Annotated in this window: 26 protein-coding genes, 3 tRNA genes and 1 pseudogene; 5 read left to right on the top strand and 25 right to left on the bottom strand. The window is 69.9% G+C overall.

The genetic code is table 11. From position 1 onward, the window contains the following. Window positions 1-17: 17 nt before the first annotated feature. The 7 genes from ACWD2L_RS33950 to ACWD2L_RS33920 form a co-directional block, all read right to left on the bottom strand. Window positions 18-1,454, bottom strand: coding sequence for an MFS transporter (locus ACWD2L_RS33950; RefSeq protein WP_351338336.1), 1,437 nt, complete (start codon window positions 1,452-1,454; stop codon window positions 18-20). An 87-nt stretch (window positions 1,455-1,541) separates the two neighbouring features. Next, a complete protein-coding gene (locus ACWD2L_RS33945) occupies window positions 1,542-2,105 on the bottom strand; it encodes a TetR/AcrR family transcriptional regulator (protein WP_351338339.1) in 564 nt (187 codons plus the stop codon). A 138-nt stretch (window positions 2,106-2,243) separates the two neighbouring features. Further along, the gene (locus ACWD2L_RS33940; RefSeq protein WP_351338342.1) at window positions 2,244-2,672 is read right to left on the bottom strand and encodes a MaoC family dehydratase; all 429 of its coding nucleotides are present in this window, start codon (window positions 2,670-2,672) and stop codon (window positions 2,244-2,246) included. Window positions 2,673-2,677: 5 nt separating this feature from the next. Further along, the gene (locus ACWD2L_RS33935; RefSeq protein ID WP_351338344.1) at window positions 2,678-3,130 is read right to left on the bottom strand and encodes a MaoC family dehydratase N-terminal domain-containing protein; all 453 of its coding nucleotides are present in this window, start codon (window positions 3,128-3,130) and stop codon (window positions 2,678-2,680) included. A gap of 98 nt (window positions 3,131-3,228) precedes the next feature. Further along, on the bottom strand, window positions 3,229-3,393 hold the full coding sequence (gene rpmG / locus ACWD2L_RS33930; RefSeq protein WP_351338345.1) for a 50S ribosomal protein L33: 165 nt from the start codon (window positions 3,391-3,393) through the stop codon (window positions 3,229-3,231). An 89-nt stretch (window positions 3,394-3,482) separates the two neighbouring features. Beyond that, window positions 3,483-3,555, bottom strand: a tRNA-Met gene (locus tag ACWD2L_RS33925). A gap of 34 nt (window positions 3,556-3,589) precedes the next feature. Then, a tRNA-Thr gene (locus ACWD2L_RS33920) sits at window positions 3,590-3,662 on the bottom strand. A 228-nt stretch (window positions 3,663-3,890) separates the two neighbouring features. Here ACWD2L_RS33920 and ACWD2L_RS33915 point away from each other — a divergent pair. Continuing rightward, on the top strand, window positions 3,891-5,141 hold the full coding sequence (locus ACWD2L_RS33915; protein WP_351338348.1) for an amidohydrolase family protein: 1,251 nt from the start codon (window positions 3,891-3,893) through the stop codon (window positions 5,139-5,141). Window positions 5,142-5,211: 70 nt separating this feature from the next. Continuing rightward, window positions 5,212-5,868: an SDR family oxidoreductase gene (locus ACWD2L_RS33910; RefSeq protein WP_351338351.1), complete on the top strand. Its 657-nt coding sequence runs from the start codon at window positions 5,212-5,214 to the stop codon at window positions 5,866-5,868. A gap of 33 nt (window positions 5,869-5,901) precedes the next feature. On the opposite strand, the gene ACWD2L_RS33905 is transcribed toward ACWD2L_RS33910, so the two are convergent. From ACWD2L_RS33905 to ACWD2L_RS33890, 4 genes are all read right to left on the bottom strand, one after another. Further along, window positions 5,902-6,120, bottom strand: coding sequence for a hypothetical protein (locus tag ACWD2L_RS33905; RefSeq protein ID WP_351338354.1), 219 nt, complete (start codon window positions 6,118-6,120; stop codon window positions 5,902-5,904). A gap of 90 nt (window positions 6,121-6,210) precedes the next feature. Beyond that, entirely contained in the window at window positions 6,211-6,843 is a 633-nt protein-coding gene (locus ACWD2L_RS33900) for a DUF5825 family protein (protein ID WP_351338356.1), read from the bottom strand. Beyond that, on the bottom strand, window positions 6,840-8,732 hold the full coding sequence (locus ACWD2L_RS33895; protein WP_351338358.1) for a RiPP maturation radical SAM C-methyltransferase: 1,893 nt from the start codon (window positions 8,730-8,732) through the stop codon (window positions 6,840-6,842). The genes ACWD2L_RS33900 and ACWD2L_RS33895 overlap by 4 nt, the downstream gene beginning before the upstream one ends. A gap of 220 nt (window positions 8,733-8,952) precedes the next feature. Beyond that, window positions 8,953-9,034 (bottom strand) — tRNA-Tyr (locus ACWD2L_RS33890). 235 nt (window positions 9,035-9,269) lie between these two features. On the opposite strand from ACWD2L_RS33890, the gene ACWD2L_RS33885 reads away from it, so the two are divergent. Beyond that, window positions 9,270-9,758 carry a YajQ family cyclic di-GMP-binding protein gene (locus ACWD2L_RS33885; protein ID WP_351338360.1) on the top strand — a complete coding sequence of 163 codons (489 nt, stop codon included), beginning with the start codon at window positions 9,270-9,272 and terminating at the stop codon, window positions 9,756-9,758. Between the two features lie 94 nt (window positions 9,759-9,852). On the opposite strand, the gene ACWD2L_RS33880 is transcribed toward ACWD2L_RS33885, so the two are convergent. Further along, the gene (locus tag ACWD2L_RS33880) at window positions 9,853-10,125 is read right to left on the bottom strand and encodes a GlsB/YeaQ/YmgE family stress response membrane protein (protein WP_351338362.1); all 273 of its coding nucleotides are present in this window, start codon (window positions 10,123-10,125) and stop codon (window positions 9,853-9,855) included. A gap of 168 nt (window positions 10,126-10,293) precedes the next feature. On the opposite strand from ACWD2L_RS33880, the pseudogene ACWD2L_RS33875 reads away from it, so the two are divergent. After that, window positions 10,294-11,549 (top strand): annotated as a pseudogene (locus ACWD2L_RS33875) (APC family permease). On the opposite strand, the gene ACWD2L_RS33870 reads toward ACWD2L_RS33875, so the two are convergent. From ACWD2L_RS33870 to ACWD2L_RS33810, 13 genes are all read right to left on the bottom strand, one after another. Next, entirely contained in the window at window positions 11,546-11,938 is a 393-nt protein-coding gene (locus ACWD2L_RS33870) for a YccF domain-containing protein (protein WP_351342367.1), read from the bottom strand. The pseudogene ACWD2L_RS33875 and the gene ACWD2L_RS33870 overlap by 4 nt on opposite strands. Then, the gene (gene htpX / locus ACWD2L_RS33865) at window positions 11,935-12,798 is read right to left on the bottom strand and encodes a zinc metalloprotease HtpX (protein ID WP_351342365.1); all 864 of its coding nucleotides are present in this window, start codon (window positions 12,796-12,798) and stop codon (window positions 11,935-11,937) included. The genes ACWD2L_RS33870 and htpX overlap by 4 nt, the downstream gene beginning before the upstream one ends. 184 nt (window positions 12,799-12,982) lie before the next feature. Further along, the gene (locus ACWD2L_RS33860) at window positions 12,983-13,438 is read right to left on the bottom strand and encodes a large conductance mechanosensitive channel protein MscL (RefSeq protein ID WP_351342363.1); all 456 of its coding nucleotides are present in this window, start codon (window positions 13,436-13,438) and stop codon (window positions 12,983-12,985) included. Window positions 13,439-13,521: 83 nt separating this feature from the next. Then, window positions 13,522-15,033: an NADH-quinone oxidoreductase subunit N gene (locus ACWD2L_RS33855; RefSeq protein ID WP_351342370.1), complete on the bottom strand. Its 1,512-nt coding sequence runs from the start codon at window positions 15,031-15,033 to the stop codon at window positions 13,522-13,524. Between the two features lie 20 nt (window positions 15,034-15,053). Continuing rightward, window positions 15,054-16,646 carry a complex I subunit 4 family protein gene (locus ACWD2L_RS33850; protein ID WP_351342361.1) on the bottom strand — a complete coding sequence of 531 codons (1,593 nt, stop codon included), beginning with the start codon at window positions 16,644-16,646 and terminating at the stop codon, window positions 15,054-15,056. Window positions 16,647-16,652: 6 nt separating this feature from the next. Next, entirely contained in the window at window positions 16,653-18,680 is a 2,028-nt protein-coding gene (locus ACWD2L_RS33845) for an NADH-quinone oxidoreductase subunit 5 family protein (RefSeq protein ID WP_351342359.1), read from the bottom strand. Then, a complete protein-coding gene (gene nuoK, locus ACWD2L_RS33840) occupies window positions 18,677-19,075 on the bottom strand; it encodes an NADH-quinone oxidoreductase subunit NuoK (RefSeq protein ID WP_351342357.1) in 399 nt (132 codons plus the stop codon). The genes ACWD2L_RS33845 and nuoK overlap by 4 nt, the downstream gene beginning before the upstream one ends. Further along, window positions 19,075-19,686 (bottom strand): NADH-quinone oxidoreductase subunit J family protein, encoded by a 612-nt coding sequence (locus ACWD2L_RS33835; protein ID WP_351342355.1) that lies wholly within the window; start codon window positions 19,684-19,686, stop codon window positions 19,075-19,077. Before ACWD2L_RS33835 ends, nuoK begins: the two co-directional genes overlap by 1 nt. Next, window positions 19,683-20,291: a NuoI/complex I 23 kDa subunit family protein gene (locus tag ACWD2L_RS33830; RefSeq protein ID WP_351342354.1), complete on the bottom strand. Its 609-nt coding sequence runs from the start codon at window positions 20,289-20,291 to the stop codon at window positions 19,683-19,685. The genes ACWD2L_RS33835 and ACWD2L_RS33830 overlap by 4 nt, the downstream gene beginning before the upstream one ends. Beyond that, window positions 20,291-21,259 carry a complex I subunit 1/NuoH family protein gene (locus tag ACWD2L_RS33825; RefSeq protein ID WP_351342352.1) on the bottom strand — a complete coding sequence of 323 codons (969 nt, stop codon included), beginning with the start codon at window positions 21,257-21,259 and terminating at the stop codon, window positions 20,291-20,293. The genes ACWD2L_RS33830 and ACWD2L_RS33825 overlap by 1 nt, the downstream gene beginning before the upstream one ends. Beyond that, entirely contained in the window at window positions 21,256-22,185 is a 930-nt protein-coding gene (locus ACWD2L_RS33820) for an NADH-quinone oxidoreductase subunit C (protein ID WP_351342350.1), read from the bottom strand. Before ACWD2L_RS33820 ends, ACWD2L_RS33825 begins: the two co-directional genes overlap by 4 nt. After that, window positions 22,182-22,814 carry an NADH-quinone oxidoreductase subunit B gene (locus ACWD2L_RS33815; RefSeq protein WP_351342348.1) on the bottom strand — a complete coding sequence of 211 codons (633 nt, stop codon included), beginning with the start codon at window positions 22,812-22,814 and terminating at the stop codon, window positions 22,182-22,184. The genes ACWD2L_RS33820 and ACWD2L_RS33815 overlap by 4 nt, the downstream gene beginning before the upstream one ends. Before the next feature lie 5 nt (window positions 22,815-22,819). Continuing rightward, window positions 22,820-23,218, bottom strand: coding sequence for an NADH-quinone oxidoreductase subunit A (locus tag ACWD2L_RS33810; protein WP_351342346.1), 399 nt, complete (start codon window positions 23,216-23,218; stop codon window positions 22,820-22,822). Between the two features lie 194 nt (window positions 23,219-23,412). On the opposite strand from ACWD2L_RS33810, the gene ACWD2L_RS33805 reads away from it, so the two are divergent. After that, on the top strand, window positions 23,413-24,606 hold the full coding sequence (locus ACWD2L_RS33805) for a sensor histidine kinase (protein WP_351342344.1): 1,194 nt from the start codon (window positions 23,413-23,415) through the stop codon (window positions 24,604-24,606). Window positions 24,607-24,696: the final 90 nt, after the last annotated feature.

Here is a 24,696-nt window from a genome sequence, read left to right as displayed (position 1 = left end):
GGTTGGATCTCCAGTGATCAGGCGTTTTCCAGGGCCGGAGCAGGCTCAGGATCCTGCGCGACGGGCTTGGCGCGCCCCGCTCGCGGGATGAACAGGGCGGCGACACCGGCCACGGCCACGATCCCGGCGCCGACCCACAGCGCGGGCTCGATCCCGTCCACGAAGTGCTGTGCGGAGTCGTAGCCGCCCTGAGCCGAGAAGACCGACGACATGACCGCGATGCCGAGCGCACCGCCGACCTCGCGCAGCGCGTTGTTGGCGCCGGAGGCGATGCCCTGCTCCTGCGGCAGGACGCTGGACATGACCAGGTTGGCGGCCGGGGCGAAGTAGAGAGCCATGCCGATGCCACTGACGATCAGGGCCGGCAGCTGGGCGGCGTACGAGACGTCGGCGGAGACCACGGCGGCGAACCAGCCGAGCCCGACGGCCTGGAGGAACAGCCCCGTCGCGACGACGGGACGGCCGCCTATCCGGTCCGAGAGGATCCCGGCGATCGGTGCGACGAGCATCGGCATGCCGGTCCAGGGCAGCATCCGCAGGCCCGCCTCGGTCGGCGAGTAGCCGAGCACGCCCTGCAGGAACTGGCTGAGCAGGAAGATCGAGCCGAACATCCCGAGGAACATCAGCAGGCTCGCGGCGTTGATCCCCGCGAAGGCCCGGGAGCGGAAGAGCCGCATGGGCAGCATGGAGTTCTCATTGCGGATCCCGTGGCGCACGAACCCGGCGAGCAGCGCCGTCCCCGCGAACAGGCCGGTCAGCACGAGGGTGTCGGTCCATCCGACGACGGGCGCGCGCACCAGGCCGTACACGATGCCGAACAGACCGCCGCTGGCGAGCAGGGTGCCCAGGAGGTCGAGCCGGGAGCCGGAGCCGTAGGACTCCTTCAGGCGCAGCCGGGCGAGCGGCAGCAGGGCGAGGCCCAGCGGAACGTTCAGCCAGAAGATCCAGTGCCAGGAGATGTGTTCGGTGAGGCTGCCGCCGATGAGCGGACCGGAGGCGACCGCGAGCCCGTTGACCGCGCCCCAGATCCCGTACGCCAGACCGCGCTTGGCCACCGGGACGGCCGCGGTGAGCAGGGTCAGGGTGAGCGGCATCATGATCGCGGCGCCGACGCCCTGCACGGCGCGGGCCGCGATCAGCGAGTCGATGCCGGGTGCCATGGCCGCGGCGGCGGAGGCCACGGTGAAGACCGTGAGCCCGACCAGGAAGAGCCGCCTGCGCCCGAAGCGGTCCCCCAGCGCCGCGCCGAACATCAGTAGAACGGCGAAGGTCAGCGTGTAGGCGCTGACCGTCCACTCCAGGTCGTCGAGGGCCCCGCCGAGATCCTCGCGGATGGACGGCAGGGCCGTGGTGACGACGAGGTTGTCGAGGGCCGCCATGAATCCGGCGACGCTGGTGATGAGGAGGGCCCACACGGCCCCTCCGCGATTCTGTTCGGCCGGCTGCTGTGACATTGCTTCCCCTTGGAATCCCTAGGTTAGTTATTGATTACTAACTTTCACGGGCATAAAAGTGCGCACCCCCGTGACACAGGTGATGGCTTACCGCCCCGGCTGCGCCGAGGTGTCGAATCCGGCCCAGACCCGGTGATCGGGCTGGAAGCCCATCGAGACAAGGACGTTGATCAGCATTCCGTAGGCGAGGAATCCGGTCGTCTCCCCCACGTCCGCACCCGTGGCCTCGCTGACCACGTCCCACATCTTCATCCACTCGACGCGCAGGGCCTCGCCGAACTCGTGGTCACCCGCCGCCTCGGCAGCGGAGACGGCCACGTACATCTGCATCTGCATGTGCAGCTTTTCGGGGTCGTCCGAGATGAGCGACTGGTACGCCTCACCCATGCACTGCATCGACTCCTCCCCCTCGGCCGCCGCCCCGTCGTACGCCTTGCGGAACACGTCGGTGACGTCCTGGCAGCAGCGCCGGGCAGCCGCGAAGAAGATGGCCTGCTTCCCCGGGAAGAGGCGGAAGAGGTACGGCTGGGAGACGCCGACCCGTTTGGCGATCGTCTCGGTCGAGGTGCCGTTGTAGCCACCCCGCGAGAACTCGGTGATCGCCGCACGGATGACGCTCTCGCGCCGCTCTTCCGCACTCATCCTGACCATGCGGCCAAGTTAGTGGCCAATCACTATCTACGTCAATCCCTCAGTGGACCGGCGCACGCAACCGGCGCGGGCAGCCGGCACACGTAAGGGGCGCCTCCCCATGAAGACGCCCCTTACTCACAGCTACGTAGACGGCGATCAGGCGAGCTGAACGACCGCCCGCGACATCCCGAGCACCTTCTGCCCCGCGCTCATGGCGGTCAGGTCGACCCGTACGCGGTTGTCGTCGAGCTTGGCCGCGACCTTGGCGCTGACCTCGATCTCGGCACCCTTGTCGTCGTTCGGCACCACGACCGGCTTGGTGAAGCGGACGCCGTACTCGACGACGGCGGCCGGGTCGCCGGCCCAGTCGGTCACGACACGGATCGCCTCGGCCATCGTGAACATGCCGTGCGCGATCACGTCCGGCAGGCCGACCGCGACCGCGAACTTCTCGTTCCAGTGGATCGGGTTGAAGTCGCCGGAGGCGCCCGCGTACTGCACGAGCGTGGCACGTGTCACAGGGAAGGACTGTGCGGGCAGCTCGGTGCCGACCTCGACATCGGCGTACTTGATGTTCGTCGCCATGGCGATCAGGCCTCCTCAGCGGCGCGCGAGACGAGCTTGGTCCAGGCGGTCACGACGTGCTCACCGGCCTCGTCGTGCACCTCACCCCGTACGTCGATGATGTCGTTGCCCGCGAGCGACTTGATGCCCTCGATGGTCGAGGTGATCGTCAGCCTGTCGCCGGCCCGCACCGGGCGCGTGTAGGCGAACTTCTGGTCGCCGTGCACGACGCGGCTGTAGTCGAGCCCCAGCTCCGGGTCGTGGATGACCTCGCCCGCGGCCTTGAAAGTGATCGCGAACACAAAGGTCGGCGGGGCGATCACATCGGGGTGACCGAGTTCCTCGGCGGCGGCACGGTCGACGTACGCGGGGTTCGTGTCCCCCACCGCCTCCGCGAACTCACGGATCTTCTCCCGGCCGACCTCGTACGGGTCGGTGGGCGGATAGGTCCGCCCCACGAAGGACTGGTCGAGCGCCATCGGCTCGGCACCTCCTGGATGTGTTCTCGATCTGCCTGATCCACAAAACGACACGAGGCCGCCCCCGTAGTGGGGACGGCCTCGTGTACGAGCCTGTTTTATCGCGTTTCGCGGTGCGCGGTGTGCGCGTTGCAACGCGGGCAGTGCTTGTTCATCTCAAGACGGTCCGGGTTGTTACGCCGGTTCTTCTTGGTGATGTAGTTCCGCTCCTTGCACTCCACGCAGGCCAGCGTGATCTTCGGGCGGACGTCGGTGGCAGCCACGTGAGTGCTCCTTGACGGACGGGACGGATGGTTTAACGCATAAAAGAGTAGCCGATCGAAGGACCGACCCCGCAATCGGCTACCGTTAGTAGCGGTGACCGGACTTGAACCGGTGACACAGCGATTATGAGCCGCTTGCTCTACCGACTGAGCTACACCGCTGCGATGCATGCGCTGCGTTGGACGCGTACACCAGAGCCCCAATGCGGAATCGAACCGCAGACCTTCTCCTTACCATGGAGACGCTCTACCGACTGAGCTATTGGGGCGAGCGAGGAAGACATTACACGGTCGCGCGCCGATCGCCCAAATCCGTTTCACGCCCCCACCCGCCGGGAACGATGCCGCGTTTCCGTGCCAGGCACATGAGCCCCTCGGGCCCCACCAGTACGACTATTTCGGCGGTCCTCGGAGCGCCTCTGTCGCAGTTCTAGGCTCGACCCACCTTGCGTGATCTTGTGACGCGACACGCGTCCTCGCCGAACCCCAGGAGCGCGATGCCCGACAGCCCCTCCCAACAGCCACCGTCACCCGGCGCGCCCGAGGGCTCCGGACTGTTGCTGAGCGGCGCCCGGCTCACCGACGGCCGGACCGTGGACGTGCGGCTCGACGGCGGGCACATCGACGCGGTCGGCACGGCCGGCAGCCTCACCGCGCGCGGCTCGCGCCTGGACCTCACCGGCTGCCTACTGCTCCCCGCCCCCGTCGAACCGCACGCGCACGCCGACACGGCCCTTTCGGCCGACTGCGAGGGCCCCGTCCCGTACGCCCCCGAGGACGTCCAGCGCCGGGCCACCGAGGGCACCCTGCTGCAGCTCGGCCACGGGGCCACCGCCCTGCGCTCCCATGTGCGGATCGGCGGCATGGAGGGGCTCGGTTCCATGGAGGCGGTGCTCCAGGCGCGGCGTTCGCTGGTGGGGCTCGCGGATCTGCGAACGGTGGCGATGCCCCGGCTGCTGACCGGGCTCGCCGGGGCCGACGGTCTCGCCATGTTGCGGGACGCCGTCAAAATGGGCGCCTCCGTAGTAGGCGGTTGCCCCGACCTGGACCCCGACCCAACGGGCTACGTAGAGGCGGTGCTTGAAGTCGCCGCCGAACACGGGTGTCCGGTCGACCTGCACACGGACGGAGCCGATCCAGTGCGGCTCGCGCGGCTCGCGGCGGCGGTGGGCGGGCTGCGCACGGGCGTCACGGTCGGACCGCTGGGCGGGCTCTCCCGGTTGCCGGAGGAAGCGGCACGGCCCGCCGTGGACCGGCTCGCGGCCGCCGGGGTGACGGTGACGTGCCTGCCGCAGGGAGGGTGCGCGGGGGTCGACGGGCGGGCCGTCGCGCCGGTGCGGCTGCTGCGGGCGGCCGGGGTGCCGATCGCGGCGGGCAGCGGGGCGCTGCGCGACGTCTCGAACCCTGTGGGGCGCGGCGACCCACTGGAGGCCGCCTACTTGTTGGCATCGCGCTACGGGATGCGGCCGGAGGACGCTTACGAAGCGGTGAGTTCGACGGCCAGGGCGGCGCTCGGCCTGCCGGAGGTACGCGTGGAGGCGGGATTCCCGGCAGAGCTGCTCGCGGTGCGGGGCGAACGGCTCTCGGGGGCGCTCTCCCTCGCGTACAGCCGGATCGTCGTGCACCGGGGGCGCGTCGTGGCGCGGACCAGCGCGGTGCGGGAGTACTGCGACTCGGCCGCCGTGGTCGCCCTGGATCTGCCGCGGCAGGGGCGGGCGGCCAAGTACGGCGGTGGGAGCCCCGCTTGAACACCCGTACGGGGCCCGGTCGCGCATGGTTGCACGGTGAACCGTCCGTCCCGGGCGTACCGTCGAAGACATGCGCATTGTCATCGCTGGGGGTCATGGTCAGATCGCGCTGCGGCTCGAGCGGTTGCTCTCCGCGCGCGGGGACGAAGTAGCGGGGATCATCCGCAGGCCGGAGCAGGGTGACGCCCTGCGGTCCGCCGGCGCGGAACCCGTCCTGTGCGACCTGGAGTCGGCGTCCGTGGAGGAGGTCGCGGCGCATCTGCAGGGTGCGGACGCGGCCATTTTCGCGGCAGGCGCGGGTCCGGGCAGCGGTGTCGGCCGAAAGGACACCGTGGACCGGGACGCCGCCGTGCTGTTCGCGGATGCCGCGGAGCGGGCCAAGGTGCGCCGCTACATCGTGGTGTCGGCGATGGCGGCGGACGCCGCGCACCAGGGCGACGACGTCTTCGACGTGTACCTGCGGGCCAAGGGTGCGGCAGACGACAACGTACGGCGCCGTACCGGGCTCGACTGGACGATCCTGCGGCCCGGTCAGCTGACGAACGACGCGGGGACCGGGCTCGTCCGTCTGGAGGCCTCGACCGGGCGCGGGCCGGTGCCGCGCGACGACGTGGCGGCCGTCCTGGCGGAGCTGGTGGACACGGCCGCCACGGCGGGGCTGACGCTGGAGCTGATCTCCGGCTCCACGCCGGTCACGGTGGCGGTGAAGTCGGTCGCGGGCAACTGAGTCGCGTACTCCCGCGAGGCTGCTGTACGGGCCTCAGAACAGCGGCATCTGGCCTGGCACGTGCGGGACCACGTACCCGTCGAGCGCGTCCTGGACGGCGCCCAGCTGGGCGGGGCGGCGGGAGCCGGGGCAGGAGACCAGCTCTCCCGCGGCGCGGGTGCCGGGCGGATCGTGGCGGGCGTAACGGCCTGCCACGACCGCGATCTCACGGCGGCATTCGGGGCAGTGTCGGCGGCGGGATGTGGTCGGCATGGGTTCAGTCTGCGTCGTGATCGCCGCGGGCACACGGTGAAACCCCCTCAGGAACGGCCCTGAGGGGGTTTCTTGCAGTGCGACGCGGCGTCAGATCCCCATGCACGGCACGGGCCAGCGGCGCATACGTGGCGGCAGCGCCACCGCCCATCCGTCCACGATCAGTGCGAGCCCTTCCTCGGCCAGGTGGCGGGCCGCCTCTTGGTGGGCGGGGGCGAGCGTGTCGAGCCGTGTGGCGTCGCTCAGCGTGTCGAACGCGGCGAGCAGATCGGGGTGGTCGAGCGTGAACCGCGCCGAGGCGGGGCGCTCTCGTCGGTCCATGATCGTGACGAATCCCGGACCGCGGCGGTGGTAGAGCATTCCGTAGGTGTGCTCGGCGCGCCAGGCCGCCAACTCGCCTGGCTCATCGGCCTGTTGGGTCGGAGGCGGAAGGTGGTGCAGCGTGCGGAGGTTATACGTAACACGGTCCGTGGGGGCGGCGCCGTCATACGTAACACCTGCCGCGCCCTCAGGAGCCCCGGATCCGTCATACGTATGACGCGGGACGCCGACCGCCTCCCAGTGGGTGCTCAGCCCCGCAGCCTGGCACTCGCGGAGGAACTGGACTGCCCGAGTGGTGGCGCGACCGTCGCAGGGCAGTGGCAGCGGCAGGGGCAGCGGCTCGCTCACGCGGACGCGGGTGCCGATGACGCGATGCGGGACGAGGGCGGGGAGCGCGGTCATCCGGAGGCCGCCGGGGCGGTCGGACCGGAGGGTTCGTTCGCGATGCGGATCGGCGCGGTGCGGGTCGGCAGGGACACGTAGGTGCCGGTGTCGCGGAAGAGGAGGCCGAACGTGACGGCCTGCGCGACCCACTCCCCCAGTTCCTCGGCCGGTACGTCGTGGCCCGCGTCGGCGAGTTTGCGCTGCAGGGCGGGTTCGCCGGCGCCCTCCTCCAGGATGCGCAGAGCGGCCGCCTCCCAGCCGTTGAACCAGTAGGTGCGGCGCGGCCAGCCCTCGCGGCGGTCGCGTACGAGGAGTGTGTTCTCGTCCTCGCCCGCCTGCTCCATGACGAGGGTCGACGAGGCGTGCTGGGCGCGCCATTGCGCCACGGCCCGCAACAGCCGGCCCTCCGTGTCGCCGCCGATACCGGCGTCCTCGGTGTCGAACAGGTAGACCAGATCGGCGAGTTCGGACTCCGGGAGCTCGTACACGTGCTGGTACATGTCAGCGGGGCGCCGCTTGCCGAAGCCCAGGGTGGGGTCGGTGAAGTGCGGGCTGAAGCGCTCCAGTTGGATGCGGAAGGCGCCGCTCGGCGGCTGGAGGTGCACGAGGGCGGGCATCTGGTCGAGCACGCGCGCGTAGTCGCGCACGGTCTCGCCAGGGAACCCGTAGAGGTAGTTCCAGGTGCAGGTGACCTCGTGGTTGTCGAACTCGCGCAGCGTGCGGATGTTGCGAGCGCCGGTGACGCCCTTGTCCATCAGGTCGAGGACGCGGTTGCTGAGACTCTCGATGCCGGGCTGGATCAGCACGACGCCGGCGGCGCCGAGTTGGGCGATCTGCTCCCGGTTGAGGTTGGACTTCACTTCGTAGTGGATCCGCAGGTCCCAGCCGCTGTCGGCGGCGAGCGGCAGGAAGTCCTTGAAGTACGCCATGTCGATGATGTTGTCGACGGTGACGATGTCGAGGATGCGATGGCGGCGCACGAGGTGTTCGATCTCGTCCCACAGCCGCTCGCCGGGCTTGGCGCGAAACGCCATGGTGCTGCCGTTGAGGCCGCAGAAGGTGCAGTGGTGCTTCTCGCCCCACCAGCAGCCGCGGGCTCCCTCCACAACCAGCTTGGGGTACACGTATTCGAGGACCGTCGACGCCTCGATGTCCGTCTGCCACTGGTCGTAATCGGGCGACGGTATGTGGGCCGGAGCCACCGTGCGCTGGGGGTCGGTGTTGGCCCGGGAGACGCCGCCGTCCCACCAGCAGAGGCCCGGGACGTCCTCGGGGGGCGTGCCCGAGTCCAGGTGGGCGAGGAGGGCCGGGAAGGCGTACTCCCCTTCGCCGCGCACGACATGGTCCACGTAGGGGTGGTTGCGGTGCAGTGCGTGACCCATGGGGCCCTCGCAGTTGCTGCCGCCGAAGACGACGGTCAACTTCGGGTGACGGCGCTTGAGCTCCCTGGCGAGGGCGAGGGACGCCACGTTCTGCATGAACGTGCTCGTGAATCCGACGACGTCGGGCTCGTGCGCCAGCACCTCGGTCGCGCAGCGCTCGATGTACTCGGCGGCATGGCGGCGCATCTCGAAGGCCGTGTCCAGGGTGTCGCCGGGCACACCGCGCTCGCGCGCATACGACCGCAGTTGTGCGGCTCCCCAGCCCTCGTCGTCGTAGAGGACTCCGGAGAACACCCAGTCGCCGATCCCATGGAAGATCGAGTCGCTGCCGATCGCCTCGTAGTCGCTGGGGCTCAGGCGACCGCCCGAGCGCTCGAGCAGCAGCTCCGCCCAGCGCAGCGAGCCGTGGAACTCGCGCACCTCGTCGGCCGGGCGGGCCTCGCGCAGCAGTTGGTGCAGCAGACCCACCTGAAGGGAGGGCAGGTCGATCGCGTGCCAGGGCATGGTCACCAGCCCAACGCGCATGACGTCCCGCCTCTTCTTGCCACCACAAGCCGGCTCACCCTATGAGCGCCCCATCCGCCGCACAAGGGCGTGCGGGCGGACCACATAGATCCCTCACACGTCCGCGCAATGTGATGCAGGTCACCGGGTTTCGATTCCATCGGAAAGATCACCGCCCGAACACGACGAAGCCCCCTCTGAACTGCGTAAACGCAGTTCAGAGGGGGCTTCCCCCAAAGTGTGGCGGCGCCAGGATTCGAACCTGGGAAGGCTGAGCCGGCAGATTTACAGTCTGCTCCCTTTGGCCGCTCGGGCACACCGCCTTGGGTTCGCTGCCCCGGGCCCCGCTTTGCGGCGGTGCTCGCTGGCAACGACGTAAACAATACCTGATGCACAGGGGTGCTTCGCCACCCGATTGATCGGCGGCCGGACGCGGCACGGTGGCTAGGCTGCTCTGGGTGCGACGTCCCCGGCGCGCAGCCCGAGCAGAACCCGGTCGGGACCCGAGCAGAACCCGACCAGTACCCGATCCACCCCCGATACAAGGAGCCACAGGACATGGCCGACTCCAGTTTCGACATCGTCTCGAAGGTCGAGCGGCAGGAGGTCGACAACGCACTCAACCAGGCCGCCAAGGAGATCGCACAGCGCTACGACTTCAAGAACGTGGGCGCCTCGATCTCCTGGTCCGGCGAGAAGATCCTGATGGAGGCCAATGGCGAGGAGCGGGTCAAGGCCATCCTCGACATCTTCCAGACCAAGCTGGTCAAGCGTGGGATCTCGCTGAAGTCGCTGGACGCCGGTGAGCCGCAGCTGTCCGGCAAGGAGTACAAGATCTTCGCCTCTATCGAGGAGGGCATCTCCCAGGAGAACGCCAAGAAGGTCGCGAAGACCGTCCGCGACGAGGGCCCGAAGGGCGTCAAGGCGCTGGTTCAGGGCGACGAACTGCGCGTCAGCTCCAAGAGCCGTGACGACCTGCAGTCCGTACAGCAGCTGCTCAAGGGCAAGGACTTCGACTTCGCGCTGCAGTTCGTGAACTACCGGTAGGACTGGACCGCCTACAGGGAAGCTTTGTAGCGGCCTACGTAAGCGAAGGGGCGGCACCCGACGGGTGCCGCCCCTCCTTGCTGCCGGCTGCAGCTCAGCGGCGACTGCGCGAGTTGCCGAAGAAGATGCGGTAGGCGACCAGGAGGACGAGGGCGCCGCCGATCGCGGCGACCCAGGTCGCGCCGTCGTAGAAGTCCGTGGATATGGGGCGGTCCAGCCAACGGGACGATATCCAGCCGCCGATGAAGGAGCCCGCGACCCCGATGAGGGTCGTGCCGACCAGGCCGCCCGGATCCTTGCCGGGCAACAGGAACTTGGCGATGGCACCGGCCAGCAGTCCAAGGATGATCCAGCCGATGATGCCCATGCCGCGTTCTGCCCCTCTGTAGTGCTGTGGCGCGTACTGCCTTGCCGTAGCGCCTTGTTACGTCATTCTTGCCGGGTCGCCGTGTGCGTCGACGCCCTGGCTCCCTGCTGCCCAGAAGGACGACAGGTAGGCATCGTGTGGTTGCACGAGCCCTTTAGTGTGCGGCACATGACACAGCCGGGAACTCCACTTCGCAGGGCGCTGGGTGTGCGGGACGCCGTCGTCGTCGGTCTCGGATCGATGATCGGGGCGGGTGTCTTCGCCGCGCTCGGGCCCGCGGCGCGGGCGGCCGGCACAGGGGTGTTGTACGCACTCGCGGTGGCTGCCGTGGTGGCCTACTGCAACGCGATGTCGTCGGCGCGGCTCGCGGCCGTGCATCCCTTTCCGGAGGCACGTACGTGTACGGGCGGGAGCGGCTGGGGCCCTTCTGGGGGTATCTGGCGGGCTGGGCGTTCGTCGTCGGCAAGTCGGCCTCGTGCGCGGCGATGGCGCTGACCGTGGGGACGTACGTGTGGCCGGGGCAGGCGCACGCGGTGGGAGTCACCGCGGTCGTGGCGCTGACCGCCGTGAACTGCTTCGGGGTGGAGAAGTCGGCCTGGCTGACGCGGATCGCCGTCGCGGTCGTGCTCGCCGTCCTGGCGGCCGTCGTGGTGGCGTGTGCGGGCTCGGGGAGCGCCGAGGGCGGGCGGCTCGGCCCGAGGCTCTCCGAGGGCGTGGGCGGCGTGTTGAGCGGCGCCGGGCTGCTGTTCTTCGCCTTCGCCGGGTACGCGCGCGTGGCGACGCTCGGCGAGGAGGTGCGGGATCCGGCGCGGACCATTCCGCGGGCGATCCCGATGGCGCTCGGGATCACCCTGGTCGTGTACGCCGCCGCCGTCGCCGTGCTCGGCGTGGACGGGCTCGCGCGGGCCTCGGCCCCGCTGGCCGACGCCGTACGGGAGGCGGGCGGCGACGGCCTCGTGCCGGTGGTGCGGGCGGGGGCCGCGGTGGCGGCGCTCGGGTCGCTGCTGGCGCTGATCCTGGGCGTGTCCCGGACGACGCTCGCGATGGCGCGGGACCGGCACCTGCCGGGCGCCCTGGCGGCCGCGGCACCCGCGCTTCCGGGTGCCGCGGCGGGCCGAGCTCGCGGTCGGGGTCGTGGTGGCTGTCGTGGCGGCCTTCGGCGACGTACGCGGGGCGATCGGGTTCTCGTCGTTCGGCGTGCGGGTGTACTACGCGATCGCCAACGCCTCGGCGTGGACGCTGAGTTCCGCGGTACGCGCGCGGGTGCTGCCGGCGTTCGGGGCCGCGGGGTGCCTGGCGCTGGCGTGCTCGCTGCCCGCGTCGTCCGTCGCGGCGGGTGCGGGTGTCATCGCCCTGGGGCGCTCGCCTACGTGGTCCGGCTACGCGCGCGTAGTGCGCACGGCACCGGAGGCCGCGAGGCCTAGCGTGCCGCGAACGGCTGGTCCGTGGGCACGATTTCGCGGCCGAGCGGCAGCAGTGAGACCGGGATCAGCTTGAAGTTGGCGATGCCGAACGGGATCCCGATGATCGTCACGCACAGGGCGAGGCCCGTGAAGATGTGCGCCAGGGCCAGCCACCAGCCCGCGAGGATCAGCCACAGGACGTTGCCCACGCAGGAGGGCGCGCCCGCGTCCCTGCGCTCGACGGTCGTCTTCCCGAAGGGCCACAGGGCGTAGACGCCGATCCTGAAGGAGGCGATACCGAACGGGATCCCGATGACCGTGATGCAGAGCAGCACGCCGGCCAGCAGGTAGCCGAGGAACAGCCAGAAGCCGCTCAGGATCAGCCAGATGACGTTGAGGATTGTCTTCACTGTTGGCGACCTGCCATCTGCTCGAGCCGGGAAATGCGCTCCGCCATCGGCGGGTGCGTGGAGAACATCTTCGACATTCCCTGGCCGGGGCGGAAGGGGTTCGCGATCATCATGTGGCTCGCCGTCTCGATGCGTGGCTCCGGGGGCAGGGGCAGCTGCTTCGTGCCCGCCTCGAGCTTGCGCAGGGCGCTCGCCAGGGCCAGCGGGTCCCCGGTCAGCTGGGCACCGGAGGCATCGGCCTCGTACTCGCGGGAGCGGCTGATGGCGAGCTGGATCAGGGACGCCGCGAGCGGCCCCAGGATCATGATCAGGAGCATTCCGAAGATGCCGGGTCCCTCGTCGTCGTTCGAGCGGCCGACCGGGATCAGCCACGCGAAGTTGACCAGGAACATGATCACGGAGGCGAGGGCTCCGGCGACCGAGGAGATCAGGATGTCCCGGTTGTAGACGTGGCTCAGCTCGTGCCCGATGACACCGCGCAGCTCGCGCTCGTCCAGGATGCGCAGGATTCCCTCGGTGCAGCACACCGCGGCGTTGCGCGGATTGCGGCCCGTCGCGAACGCGTTCGGCGCCTCCGTAGGAGAGATGTACAGGCGCGGCATGGGCTGACGCGCCTGTGTGGAGAGCTCGCGCACCATCCGGTACAGCGCGGGTGCCTCGAATTCGCTCACCGGGCGGGCGCGCATCGCACGCAGGGCCAGCTTGTCGCTGTTCCAGTACGCGTACGCATTCGTCCCCAGGGCGATGACGAGCCCGACGATGAGCCCCGTACGGCCGAAGAAGCTGCCGATGACGAGGATGAGGGCGGACAGGCCTCCGAGGAGTACGGCGGTCTTCAACCCGTTGTGCCGGCGGTGCACGGTACGTCCTCCTGATGGTGCGGCAGGGGAACCCACTGCTTGCTGATCTGCTGCTTCCACTGGGGCTGGAGTCTGTGTGTGTTTCCACGTCCAGTGGACCCTCCCTGACTGGTCAACGCCAGACGAGGAGGACGAGTTCCCTTGTCCGCCCGGGACGCGCCGTGCGGGCGGTAGGCCGACCGGGTCAGCGCTGCTGCGGCATACCCGCCAGCTCCAGGGCGTTCGAGTCCGCCTCGATCTCGCTCGTGCAGTGCGCACAGCGGGTGGCGATGCCGGGGATCTGGGTGTAGCAGCGCGGGCAGTCGCGCAGGGCCGCCTTGATGTCGACGGGCTTGCCGCGGTCCAGGCGTGCCTGGAGCTTCATCATCGGGACGACGATGCAGAAGTAGAGCACCGCGGCGGTGATCAGGAAGGCGATGATCGCGCTGACGAACTTGCCGTACGGGAAGTCGGTGCCCTCGACCGTGAAGTGCGCCTCACCGAAGTCGCCGGTGGACTTCGTGGCGACGCCGATGAGCGGCGCGATGAACGCCGTACTGAGTGCGGTGACCACAGCCGTGAACGCGGTTCCGACCGCGAGGCCGATGGCCATCGTGATGATGTTTCCGCGAAGGATGAAGTCCTTGAACCCGCTCAGCACGACGCCTGTCTCCTTGATGTGGGGCTGTGGTCATTGGTGTGGGGCCAGTGGCGGCCCGTACGTGTGGTGCCGTACGAGGGTGCCTAGAAGAGGCCCGTCGAGGCAAAACGAAGGACCAATTGGGGTGCGCCGGAGAGAGCCACTCCGATGACGGCTGTGACGGCGATCGCCGCGGTGAGCGGCCTGGACGCACGGTGGACGGCGGGTTCGCCTTCAGGAGCGCGGAAAAGGGTCGCGGTCCACTGGAGGTAGTAGACGAGCGCGATCACGACGTTCACGGCCATGACGACGGCGAGCCAGCCGAGCCCCGCGTCGACGGCCGCAGAGAAGACCGTGACCTTCGCGAACAGGCCGATGATGCCCGGCGGCAGGCCCGCAAGGCACAGCAGGAAGAAGCCCAGGACGAGCGCGGCGAGCGGGTGCGAGGCGTACAGGCCCCGATAGTCGCTGAGGCGGTTCAGCGGCTTCGTACGGGCGACCAGAGCGGCCACCGCGAACGCGCCGAGGTTCACTGCGGCGTACATGAGTGCGTACGCGAGGGTGGAGCCGATCGATTTCTGGGGGTCGTCCGAGTAGGCGGCCGCGGCGATCGGCACCAGGAGGTAGCCGGCCTGGCCGACGGAGGACCAGGCGAGCAAGCGGACGGCGCTGTACGCGCGCGTGGCCTGCTGGCGGATGGCGGCCACGTTTCCGACGGTCATGGTCAGCGCGGCGAGCGCGGCGAGGGCCGGACCCCACACGTCGGCGTACGAGGGGAACGCGACGACCGTGACGAGGATGAGGCCGGAGAAGCCGACGGCCTTGCCGATGACCGACAAGTAGGCGGCGATCGGCAAGGGCGCGCCTACGTAGGTGTCGGGTACCCAGAAGTGGAACGGTACGGCGGCCGTCTTGAAGGCGAAGCCCACGAGGGTGAGTGCGACGCCGGTCTGGGCCAGGGTGTGGAACTGCCCGTCCACGTGGGTGAGTTCGGTGGCGATCCGCGTCAGGTGCAGGGTGCCCGTGGAGGCGTACACGAAGCTCACGCCGAGCAGGGTGACGGCGGTCGCGGTGACCGAGGAGAGAAAGAACTTCAGGGCCGCGTCGGAGGAGCGCCTGTCACCGTGCTTGAGGCCCACGAGGGCGAAGGCGGGGAGCGAGGCGACTTCCAGGGCGACGACGAGCGTGGCCAGGTCGCGGGACGCGGGCAGCAGGGCCGCGCCCGCGGCGGAGGACAGCAGGAGGAACCAGAACTCCCCTTCGGGGAGAGGCTTCTTCGCGTCCTTCGCGTCTTTCAGGGAGCTGATCGAGAGCAGCGCGGTGAGCAGTGCGCCGGCCAGGACCAGGAACTGGATGACGAGCGTGAAGCGGTCCGCCGTGTAGCTGCAGGCGTCGTACGAGGCACCCTTGAGGCAGAACGTGGAGCGCTCGTCCCCGATCAGCGGCAGCAGCGCGAGCGCCGCGGCCACCAGGCCCGCGACGGAGATCCAGCCCAGGAGCGGCTTGCGGCGCTCTTCCACGAACAGGTCGGCGACCAGGACGACGAGGGCCACGACCGCCGCGATCGTGGGCGGCGCGATGGCGACCCAGTCGACGGACTGGACGAGGGACGCCACGGAGGGCGCGGCGACGGCGATCACTGGATGCCTCCTGCGAGGAGCTTCTGCACGGCGGGGTTCGTGAGGCCGAGCAGGGCGGCGGGCCACAGGCCCGCGAGGACGGTGAGGGCGACGAGCGGGGTCCAGGTGGCGAACTCGTAGCCGCGCACATCGGCGAGCACGGGTGCCTCAGGAGCCGCCGGGGCTTCCTTCGGGCGGGGGCCCATGCAGACGCGGCGGACCACGATGAGCATGTACGCGGCGGTGAGCAGTGTGCCGAAGGCCGCGATCGACATGAAGACCAGGAACGCCGGGCGGCTGAGGTCGTCGGCGGGCTTGAACGCGCCGAACAGCGCGAGCATTTCGCCCCAGAAACCGGCGAGCCCCGGCAGTCCGAGCGAGGCGACGGCGGCGAACGCGAGGAGGCCGCCGAGCCGGGGCGCCTTGCCGTACAAGGCCATGCCGCCCTGCCCGGCCAGCGCGTCGAGGTCGCTGGTACCGGCCCGGTCCTTGAGCGCGCCGACGAGGAAGAAGAGCAGGCCGGTGATGAGGCCGTGGGCGATGTTGGCGAACAGTGCGCCGTTCACGCCGGTCGGGCTCATCGTCGAGATGCCGAGCAGCACGAAGCCCATGTGACCGACGGAGGAGTACGCGATGAGGCGCTTGAGGTCGCCCTTCGCGCCCTGCTTGGCAAGGTTCAGGCAGGCCAGGGACCCGTAGATGATCCCGACGACGGCGAGCGCGGCTAGGTACGGCGCGAAGGTCAGCATCCCGTCGGGCGCGATGGGGAGCAGGATCCGGACGAACCCGTACGTGCCCATCTTCAGCATGACGCCGGCGAGGAGGACCGAGCCGACGGTCGGGGCGGCGGTGTGGGCGTCGGGCAGCCAGCTGTGCAGCGGCCACATCGGGGTCTTCACCGCGAGCCCGATCCCGATCGCCAGAACGGCGATGACCTGTACTGATGTGGTCAGGCCCCGGCCGTTGTCAGTGGCGAGTGCCATGATGTCGAACGTGCCCGACTTAACGCCGATAAGGAGAAGACCGAGCAGCATCACGACCGAGCCGAGCAGCGTGAAGAGGATGAACTTCCAGGCTGCCTGCGCTCGTTGCTCGCCGCCCCAGCGGGCGATGAGGAAGTACATCGGGATGAGGACCATCTCGAACGCGAGGAAGAAGAGAAGGAGGTCCAGGACGGCGAAGGTCGCGAGCGTGCCCGATTCCAGAACGAGGATCAGGGCGACGAAAGCCTTGGGGGACGGCCCGGCCGGCATGTGGAAGTAGGAGTACAGCGCGCACAGGAACGTCAGCAGCGCCGTGAGCACGAGGAGGGGGAGGGAGATGCCGTCGATGCCGAGGTGGATACGCACGTCGAGCGCGGGGATCCAGCTGATGTCGGTCGTCGCCTGCATCCTTGACGGCTGGTCGTGGTCGAAGCCGAGCGTGAGGACGATCGCGGCGATGAGGATCACGCCGGTCACGGTCACGCCGTGGCGGAGCACGGCCTGGTCCGGGGAGTTCCCCTTCAGCCCTGGAGGGGCCGGGAGGAGAGCGAGAGCGGCACCGATGAGCGGGCCGACGACGATCAATGCGAGAAGGAACTGCATCACGGATTCGCTGATATCGATCACGGCTGCTCACGCTCCGGCGGTGGCGACGAGGACGACGGCGACCACCAGAACGACGGTGCCTGCGAGCAGTGCGCTGAGGTAGGTCTGCACGTTTCCGGTCTGGGCCCTGCGCACGGCCCAGCCCAGCGCCTTCGGTGCTTCGGCCGCCCCGCGTACGTAGGTGTCGACGACGGTGCGGTCGAGGAAGCGGACCAGTGCGGCGCCGGCCTGCACCGGACGGACGAAGAGCGCCGCGTAAACAGCGTCGAGGTGGAAACCGACGGCCGCGTGGCGGTGCAGTGGGCCGAGCAGGAGACGACCGGGGTCGGCCGGGTCGGGGGCGGCGGCGATGTCCCCGTACGCGGGGGTGTGTGTCGCGATGGCCTCGGCTTCGACCAGGCCGGCGTCGCCGGACTCGGTGTCGACCGCGACGGCGCCGATCGGGGTGCGGTGGGCCGCCATCGCGGTGGTGTGGCGCCAGGCCGCGTAGGTGACCAGGCCGCCGACGAGCGCGAAGCCGGTGCCGAGGACGGAGGTGGTCAGCGTCGGGGTGAGGGATGTGCCGTCGAACCAGTCGGGGAGCACGCCCGCGAGCAGCCCGAAGCCGAGGGAGGGGATCGCCAGGACCCACAGGACGACGTTCATCGTGACCGGCTGCTTGCCGTGGTCGGGGGCCTCGGCACCGCTGCCCTTGAACGCGAGGAGCCAGAACCGGGTCGCGTAGGCGGCGGTGAGCAGGGCCGTGATCAGGCCTGCCACGAGGACGATCCAGCCGGACGCGGTCGGCGCGGTCAGCGCTCCGTTCTCGTGACCGGTGGCGGTGTGCTCGGCGGCGCCGAGGACGGCCTCCTTGGAGAAGAAGCCGCTGAACGGCGGGATCGCGGCGAGTGCGAGCAGCGCCACGGTCATGGTCCAGAAGGCGTCCGGCACGCGGTCGCGCAGGCCCTTCATGCGGGACATCGCGGCCAGCGAGTTGGTGCCCGCGGCATGGATGATCACGCCCGCACCGAGGAACAGCAGCGCCTTGAAGGCGCCGTGCGAGAGGAGGTGGAAGACGGCGGCGTCGCGGCTGCCGACAGCCAGGGCCCCGGTCATGTAGCCGAGTTGGCCGACCGTGGAGTACGCGAGGACGCGCTTGATGTCGTCCTGGGCGAGCGCGGCGAGGGCCGAGCCGAGCATGGTCACGGCGGCCATGAGCGCGAGGACGATCAGCGCTGCCTGCGAGGCGGCGAAGACCGGGAGGAGACGGGCGACGAAGTAGACGCCGGCGGCGACCATCGTCGCGGCGTGGATCAGGGCGGAGACGGGTGTGGGGCCCGCCATCGCGTCGGGCAGCCAGGTGTGCAGCGGGAACTGCGCGGACTTGCCCGCCACACCGGCAAGCAACAGGAGGGCGATCAGGGTCGGGTGGTCGAGGCCACCCTCGCTCGTGACCTTGCCCAGGATCGTCGTGATGCGGAACGAGCCCGTGTCCACTGCGAGCGCGAACAGGCCGATGAGGAAGGGGACGTCGCCGAGCTTCGTGACCAGGAACGCCTTGAGGGAAGCGGAGCGCGCCTCGGGGGTCTCCCAGTAGTGGCCGACGAGGAAGTACGAACAGATGCCCATGACTTCCCAGCCGACCAGCAGGACCATCAGGTCGCCGGAGTAGACGACCAGAAGCATCGCGGAGGTGAAGAGGGAGACGAGGGCGGCGTACGAGGGGTAGCGCGGGTCGTCGCGCAGATAGCCCGTCGAGTAGATCTGCACGCAGGTCGAGACCAGGCCGACGAGGACGGCGACGAGGGCGGCGAAGCCGTCGATGTGCAGGGCGAGTTCGATCGGCACGGAGCCGGTCGGGGCGAGCTGCGTGTGCGCGTCGAGGGCGGTGGTGCCGTTGCCCGTGCCGCCGCCCTGGTCGAGGGCGACGACGACGGCGAGGGCCAGCGTCGCCAGCGTCGGCAGGACGGCCAGCGGGCGGGCGAAAGCGGGGGCCGTGCGGCCGAGGAGCAGGCCGGCGACGGCGCCGAGGAACGGCAGGAGGGGGACGAGGACGGCGAGGTTCGTCGTGGTCACGCGGTGGCCTCGGCCTTCTCGTCCGTGCTGCCGGCGGTGGCGGCCGCCGGGGTCTCGGACGGGTCGTGCGGGTCGTCGTCCGGGTCGTGGGGCTCGGCGGAGTCGCGCAGCTTGTCGATGTCCGACGTGCCGCGATTCCGGTGGACGGCCAGGACGATCGCCAGGCCGATGCCGATCTCGGCGGCGGCGATGGCGATGGTGAACAAGGTCAGGGCCTGGCCCGCGTGCAGGGTGTCGCGCAGCCAGACGTCGAAGGCGACGAGGTTCAGGTTGACGGCGTTGAGCATCAGCTCGACCGACATCAGGACCAGGATCGCGTTGCGGCGGGCCAGTACGCCGTACAGGCCCGTGCAGAAGAGGAGGGAGGAGAGGACGGCGGGGTAGGCGAGGTGCATCAGCGGGTTCCCTCACCCTCGGACGTCGCGGGGGCCGTGCCGGTGTTCTTCCTGCGGGACAGGACGATCGCGCCGACCAGGGCGGCGAGGAGCAGGACCGACAGCGCCTCGAACGGCAGGACCCAGTGCTTGAAGAGGATCGAGCCGGTCACGTCCGTGCTGCCCTGCACAGGGCCGTCGAGGTCGATCCAGGTCGTGCGGAACGCGTCGACGACGACCCAGATCAGGGCGGCGGCGGAGGCGATGGCCACGGTCAGGGCGGCCCAGCGGTTGGGGCTGTCCGCGTCCGGGGAGCGGCCGATGGGCGCGCGGGTCAGCATCAGGCCGAACAGGAGGAGGACCACGACGGAACCGACGTAGATGAGGACCTGCACCCAGGCGATGAACTCGGCTGTGAGCAGGAGGTACTCGACGGCGAGGCCGCCGAGGGCGACGACCAGCCACAGGGCGGCGTGCACCAGTTGCTTCGTGGTGACGGTGACGATCGCCGCGGCGAAGGTCACGAGGCCCACGAGCACGAAGGCGATCTCGACGCCCGACGGGGAGAGGAAGCCAGGACTGTCGGCTGCCGTGGCGACGGCCGTCGATGCGGCGAGGTTCGTCGTGGTCACGCGGTGGGCTCCTCTCCGGACTCGGGCGGGGCGGCGACCGGGGGGTCCTGGGCGGATGCCTCCTGGGCTGATGCCTCCTCGGCAGCCGCCAGTTTGTCGGCGGTTTTGCGGGCTGCCGTCAGTTCCTTGGGGTCCTCGGCCGCGGGGTCGAGGGCAGGTGGGGACGGGACCGTCCACATCCACTCGCGGAGCTTGTCGCGTTCGTGGGTGAGCTCGCGGATGTCGGTCTCGGCGTACTCGAACTCCGGGGACCAGAACAGTGCGTCGAAGGGGCACACCTCGATGCAGATACCGCAGTACATGCAGAGGGAGAAGTCGATGGCGAAGCGGTCGAGGACGTTGCGGCTGCGCTCGCGGCCGCCCTCGACGGACGGTGGCACCGTCTCCTTGTGGGAGTCGATGTAGATGCACCAGTCGGGGCACTCGCGGGCGCACAGCATGCAGACCGTGCAGTTCTCCTCGAACAGACCGATCACGCCGCGGGTGCGGGGCGGGAGTTCGGGCTGGTGCTCCGGGTACTGCTCGGTGACGGTCTTCTCCGTCATCGTGCGGAGGGTGACGGCGAGGCCCTTGGCCAGGCCGGACCCCGGGAAGTTCGCGGGCATCAGTTGATCGCCACCTTCACGATTCCGGTGAGCGCGATCTGCGCGAGGGCGAGGGGGACGAGGGTGGTCCAGGCGAGCTTCTGCAGCTGGTCCTCGCGCAGTCGCGGGTACGTGACGCGGAGCCAGATGACGACGAAGGCCAGGACGGCGGTCTTGAGCAGGGTCCACACCCAGCCCAGGCCGTCGGCGCCCCACGGGCCGTGCCAGCCGCCCAGGAACAGCACCGTGGTCAGCCCGCAGAGCACCACGATGCCCGCGTACTCGGCGAGCAGGAACAGGGCGAAGCGCAGGCCCGTGTACTCGGTGTACGCGCCGAAGATGATCTCCGAGTCGGCGACCGGCATGTCGAAGGGAGGCCGTTGCAGTTCAGCGAGACCCGCCACGAAGAAGACCAGGGCGCCGGCGATCTGCCAGGGCAGCCACCACCACTCGAAGGCGTCGAGGATGCCGGGAAGGGAGACCGTTCCCGCGGCCATGGCCACGGAGGCCGCCGCGAGCAGCATCGGCAATTCGTACGCCAGGAGTTGGGCGGCCGTACGCAGACCGCCCAGGAGGGAGAACTTGTTGGCGCTCGCCCAGCCCGCCATCAGCGAGCCGAGGACGCCGACGCCCATGACCGCGAGGACGAAGAAGATGCCCGCGTCGATGGCCGCGCCGACCGCGCCGTCGCCGGGGCCGACCGGGATGGCGAGCAGCACGAGGAGGTACGGGAGGAGGGCCACGGCGGGGGCGATTTGGAAGACGCGGCGGTCGGCGTCGGCCGGGACCACGTCCTCCTTCTGCGCGAACTTGACGCCGTCGGCGACCAGTTGGGCCCAGCCGTGGAAGCCGCCCGCGTACATGGGGCCGAGGCGGCCCTGCATGTGCGCCATGACCTTGTGTTCGGTCTGACCGACGACCAGAGGCAGCACCAGGAAGGCGACGAAGACGACGACGAGGCGCAGGGCGACGTCGAGAGCGTCGTTCACTCGTGGCCTCCGTTGTTGTCCGTCGGGTTCTCTTCCGGGGTGGCTTCTGGGGCGGTCTCCGGAGTGGCCTCCGGAGTGGCTTCAGAGCCGCCTTCCGAGGCGGCTTCAGAGGCGGCTTCCGGCTTCGGTGACTCCTCGTCGAAGGCCGGCTTGGCGTGGTGCCAAGGGGCGTCGTTCGAGGGAGGCTTCGACGCGGGCGCAGGCACGGGCTCCGGGGCCTCCGCAGGCGCGGCCGCCTGACTCGCCGAGCCCTGACTCGCGGACCTGGTGCGCCGCGGCGGACGCTCCCCCGCCGCGCGCCCTGCGGCGCCGGCGCCCGCGGCGCGCGCGCCCCGCGCGGGTCGGGCCGGTGCGGGCGGCAACTGCCCCTTCATCGGCCCCCATTCGTTCGGGTCGGGAACGCCGGGTGGCAGCATCTGGCGCCGCTTGGGGCCGCCGTGCTCGGATTCGCCCGGCTCCTTGGCGCCGGGCCACGCCTTCGCGACGCGGGCCGCGAGCACGAAGTCCTTGCGCAGCGGATGGCCTTCGAAGCCGTCGGGCAGGAGGAGCGGGTCGAGGCCCGGGTGGTCGGTGAAGTCGACGCCGAACATCTCGTGCGTCTCGCGCTCGTGCCAGGCCGCGCCCGCGTACACGTCGACCGCGGACGCGAGCACGGGTGCCGCGTGCGGAACGGTCGTGCGCAGCAGCAGACGGCGTACGACGCCGGGGCCCACCACAGCGACGTGCGCGCACACACGGAACCCGGCCTCCGGCTCGTCGACCGCGCTCAGCCAGTCGAAATACGTGCACCCCAGCGTCGTACGTGCCGTCGTCAGAGCCGCGATCCACTCGGCCGCCGGCACATCGACGGTCAGCAGGTCGTACGCCTCCTCGACCGTGGCCTCGGCGCCGAACAGTTCCTCCACAGGAGCCGGGAGCCAGCTCATCGGTCACCCCCGGCGTCCGAACCCGCTTCCCCGGAAGGCGCCGGCGGCGCCACGAGACCGCTGCTCAGCGCCGCCGTCGAGGGCCGGCCCGCCGCCGCGTCGGCGGACGCGTACCGCTCGCCGAGCGACTCGCGGGCGATCTTCTCCTGGAGCTTGAGAATGCCCTGGAGCAGCGCCTCGGGACGGGGCGGGCAGCCGGGCACGTACACGTCGACGGGGATGATCTGGTCGACGCCCTTGGTCACCGAGTACGAATCCCAGTACGGGCCACCGCAGTTGGAGCAGGCGCCGAACGAGATGACGTACTTCGGCTCGGGCATCTGCTCGTACAGCCGCTTCACGGCGGGCGCCATCTTGTCGGTGACCGTGCCGGACACGACCATCAGGTCGGCCTGGCGCGGGCCCGGGGCGAACGGGATCACGCCCAGCCGGATGAAGTCGTGGCGCGCCATGGACGCGGCGATGAACTCGATGGCACAGCAGGCCAGGCCGAAGTTGAAGACCCAGAGCGAGTACCGGCGGCCCCAGTTGAGGACCACCTTCATCGGCTCGGGGGCCAGGCGCGAGAGCACGCCCAGCTTCTTCGGTTCGGGCAGGTACACCGGCTCCGAGGGGGTCACGTCACTCACGTCATTCACGCCCACGTAAGGACGCCCTTCTTGTATGCGTACAGCAGGCCCACGGTGAGGAAGCCGAGGAAGATGAACATCTCGACGAGGGTCGTCGCGCCGTATCCCGGCGCGGCGAAGACCGTGGCCCAAGGGAAGAGGAAGATCGAGTCGACCGCGAAGATCACGTAGAGGAAGGCGTACACGTAGTAGCGGACTTGGGTGTGGGCCCAGCCGTCCCCGACGGGGTCGACGCCGCATTCGTACGTGAGGAATTTTTCCCTGGTGGGAACCACCGGGCGCAACAGCTTCCCCGAGCCGAAGGCGACGGCGACGAAGAGCACGCCGACGACGGCGAGCAGCCCGACGACCGAGTACGACTGGAAGTAGTCCGCCGCGATGACGGTCACGTCCGATCCCGTCACGTACCTGCGCCCCTCGCGAGTTCGTTGTGTTCGACGATCTGTACGCACGGGAGTCTAGGCCCTGTTAAAGGGACGGTAAGCAGTCCGGGGCCGAGGGGCCTCGGCGAACGGGGCCTCGTGGTGGGGTTAACCCCCGCTCAACTTGGCGGCCGTCCTCATGGTGCCGCGCCCCGGGCCAGGGCATTCTTGCCGCTATGACCGAGCCACTCGACACTCCCGAAGACCAACCGGTGCTGCCCCCGCCACGACTCGGGTACGACAGCGCCACGTGGAAGGAGATCGCCTATCTCCTGAGCAGCTTCCCGCTGTCCATCTTCGGGTTCGTGTACGCCGTCACGATGGTGGCCCTCGGCGCGGGGCTCACGGTCACGGTGATCGGGCTCCCGCTGATCGCCGCCGGACTCAGGGGCGCACGGCTGCTCGGCAAGGCGGAGCGCGGGCGGGCGCGGGCGCTGCTCGGCGTGCGCATCGAGGAGCCGAGCCCGCTTCCGATGCGGCGCACGGGCGGCTTCTTCGGCTGGCTGTGGACCGGGCTCAAGGACCCGGTGGGCTGGCGCACGGTGCTGTACGAAGTGATCCGGTTGCCGTGGGCCGTGCTGACGTTCACGATCACGCTGGTCGGCCTCTTCGTGCTGTGGCCGGTGCTGCCGTTCATCGCGCGCGGTCTGGGGAACGCGGACCGGGCGATAGTGCGGGCATTGCTCTCCCCCTCCGACGAGTTGGAGCGGCGGATCGCCGAACTCGAGTCGGACCGGGGCGTCGTCGTCGACACGGCTGCCGCCGACCTGCGGCGCATCGAGCGCGATCTGCACGACGGGGCGCAGGCCCGGCTTGTCAATCTGGCCATGGGACTCGGCCTCGCGAAGGAGAAGCTCCTGGAGGGCCAGGCCGACGACGTGGTGGCGGCGATGGTCGACGAGGCGCACGGCGAGGTCAAGCTCGCTCTGCAGGAACTCCGGGACCTGGCGCGCGGAATCCACCCCGCGGTGCTCACCGACCGCGGGCTCGACGCGGCCCTGTCCGCCGTGGCCTCGCGTTGCACGGTGCCGGTGAAGGTGACGGCCGAGCTGTCGGGCCGGCCGGCGGAGGCGATCGAGGGCATCGCGTACTTCACGGTCTCCGAGCTGCTCCAGAACGTGAGCAAGCACAGCGGCGCGCGGTCCGCCTCGGTGGACGTGTGGCGCTCCCAGGACCGGCTGCTCATACAGGTGTGGGACGACGGGCGGGGCGGCGCGAGCCTGGACAAGGGGACCGGCATGTCGGGCCTCGCGGAGCGGCTCGACGCAGTCGACGGTCTGTTCGTCGTGGACTCGCCGGACGGCGGTCCGACCACGGTCACGGCGGAGCTTCCGTGGCGCGACAGGACCGAGCCGATACGGCACGGGTAGGGAAAACCCCCGGTCGAAGACGCCGACCCGTCGCATGGTCGCGGGACGCGCCCGCGAGGAGGCTTGTAGCAGAGCCGGAGAAAGCAGAGC

The sequence above is a fragment of the Streptomyces sp. NPDC002754 genome (assembly GCF_053592315.1).
The sequence above is the reverse complement of the archived record's forward strand: the minus strand, read 5'-3'. Positions and strand labels throughout refer to the sequence as shown.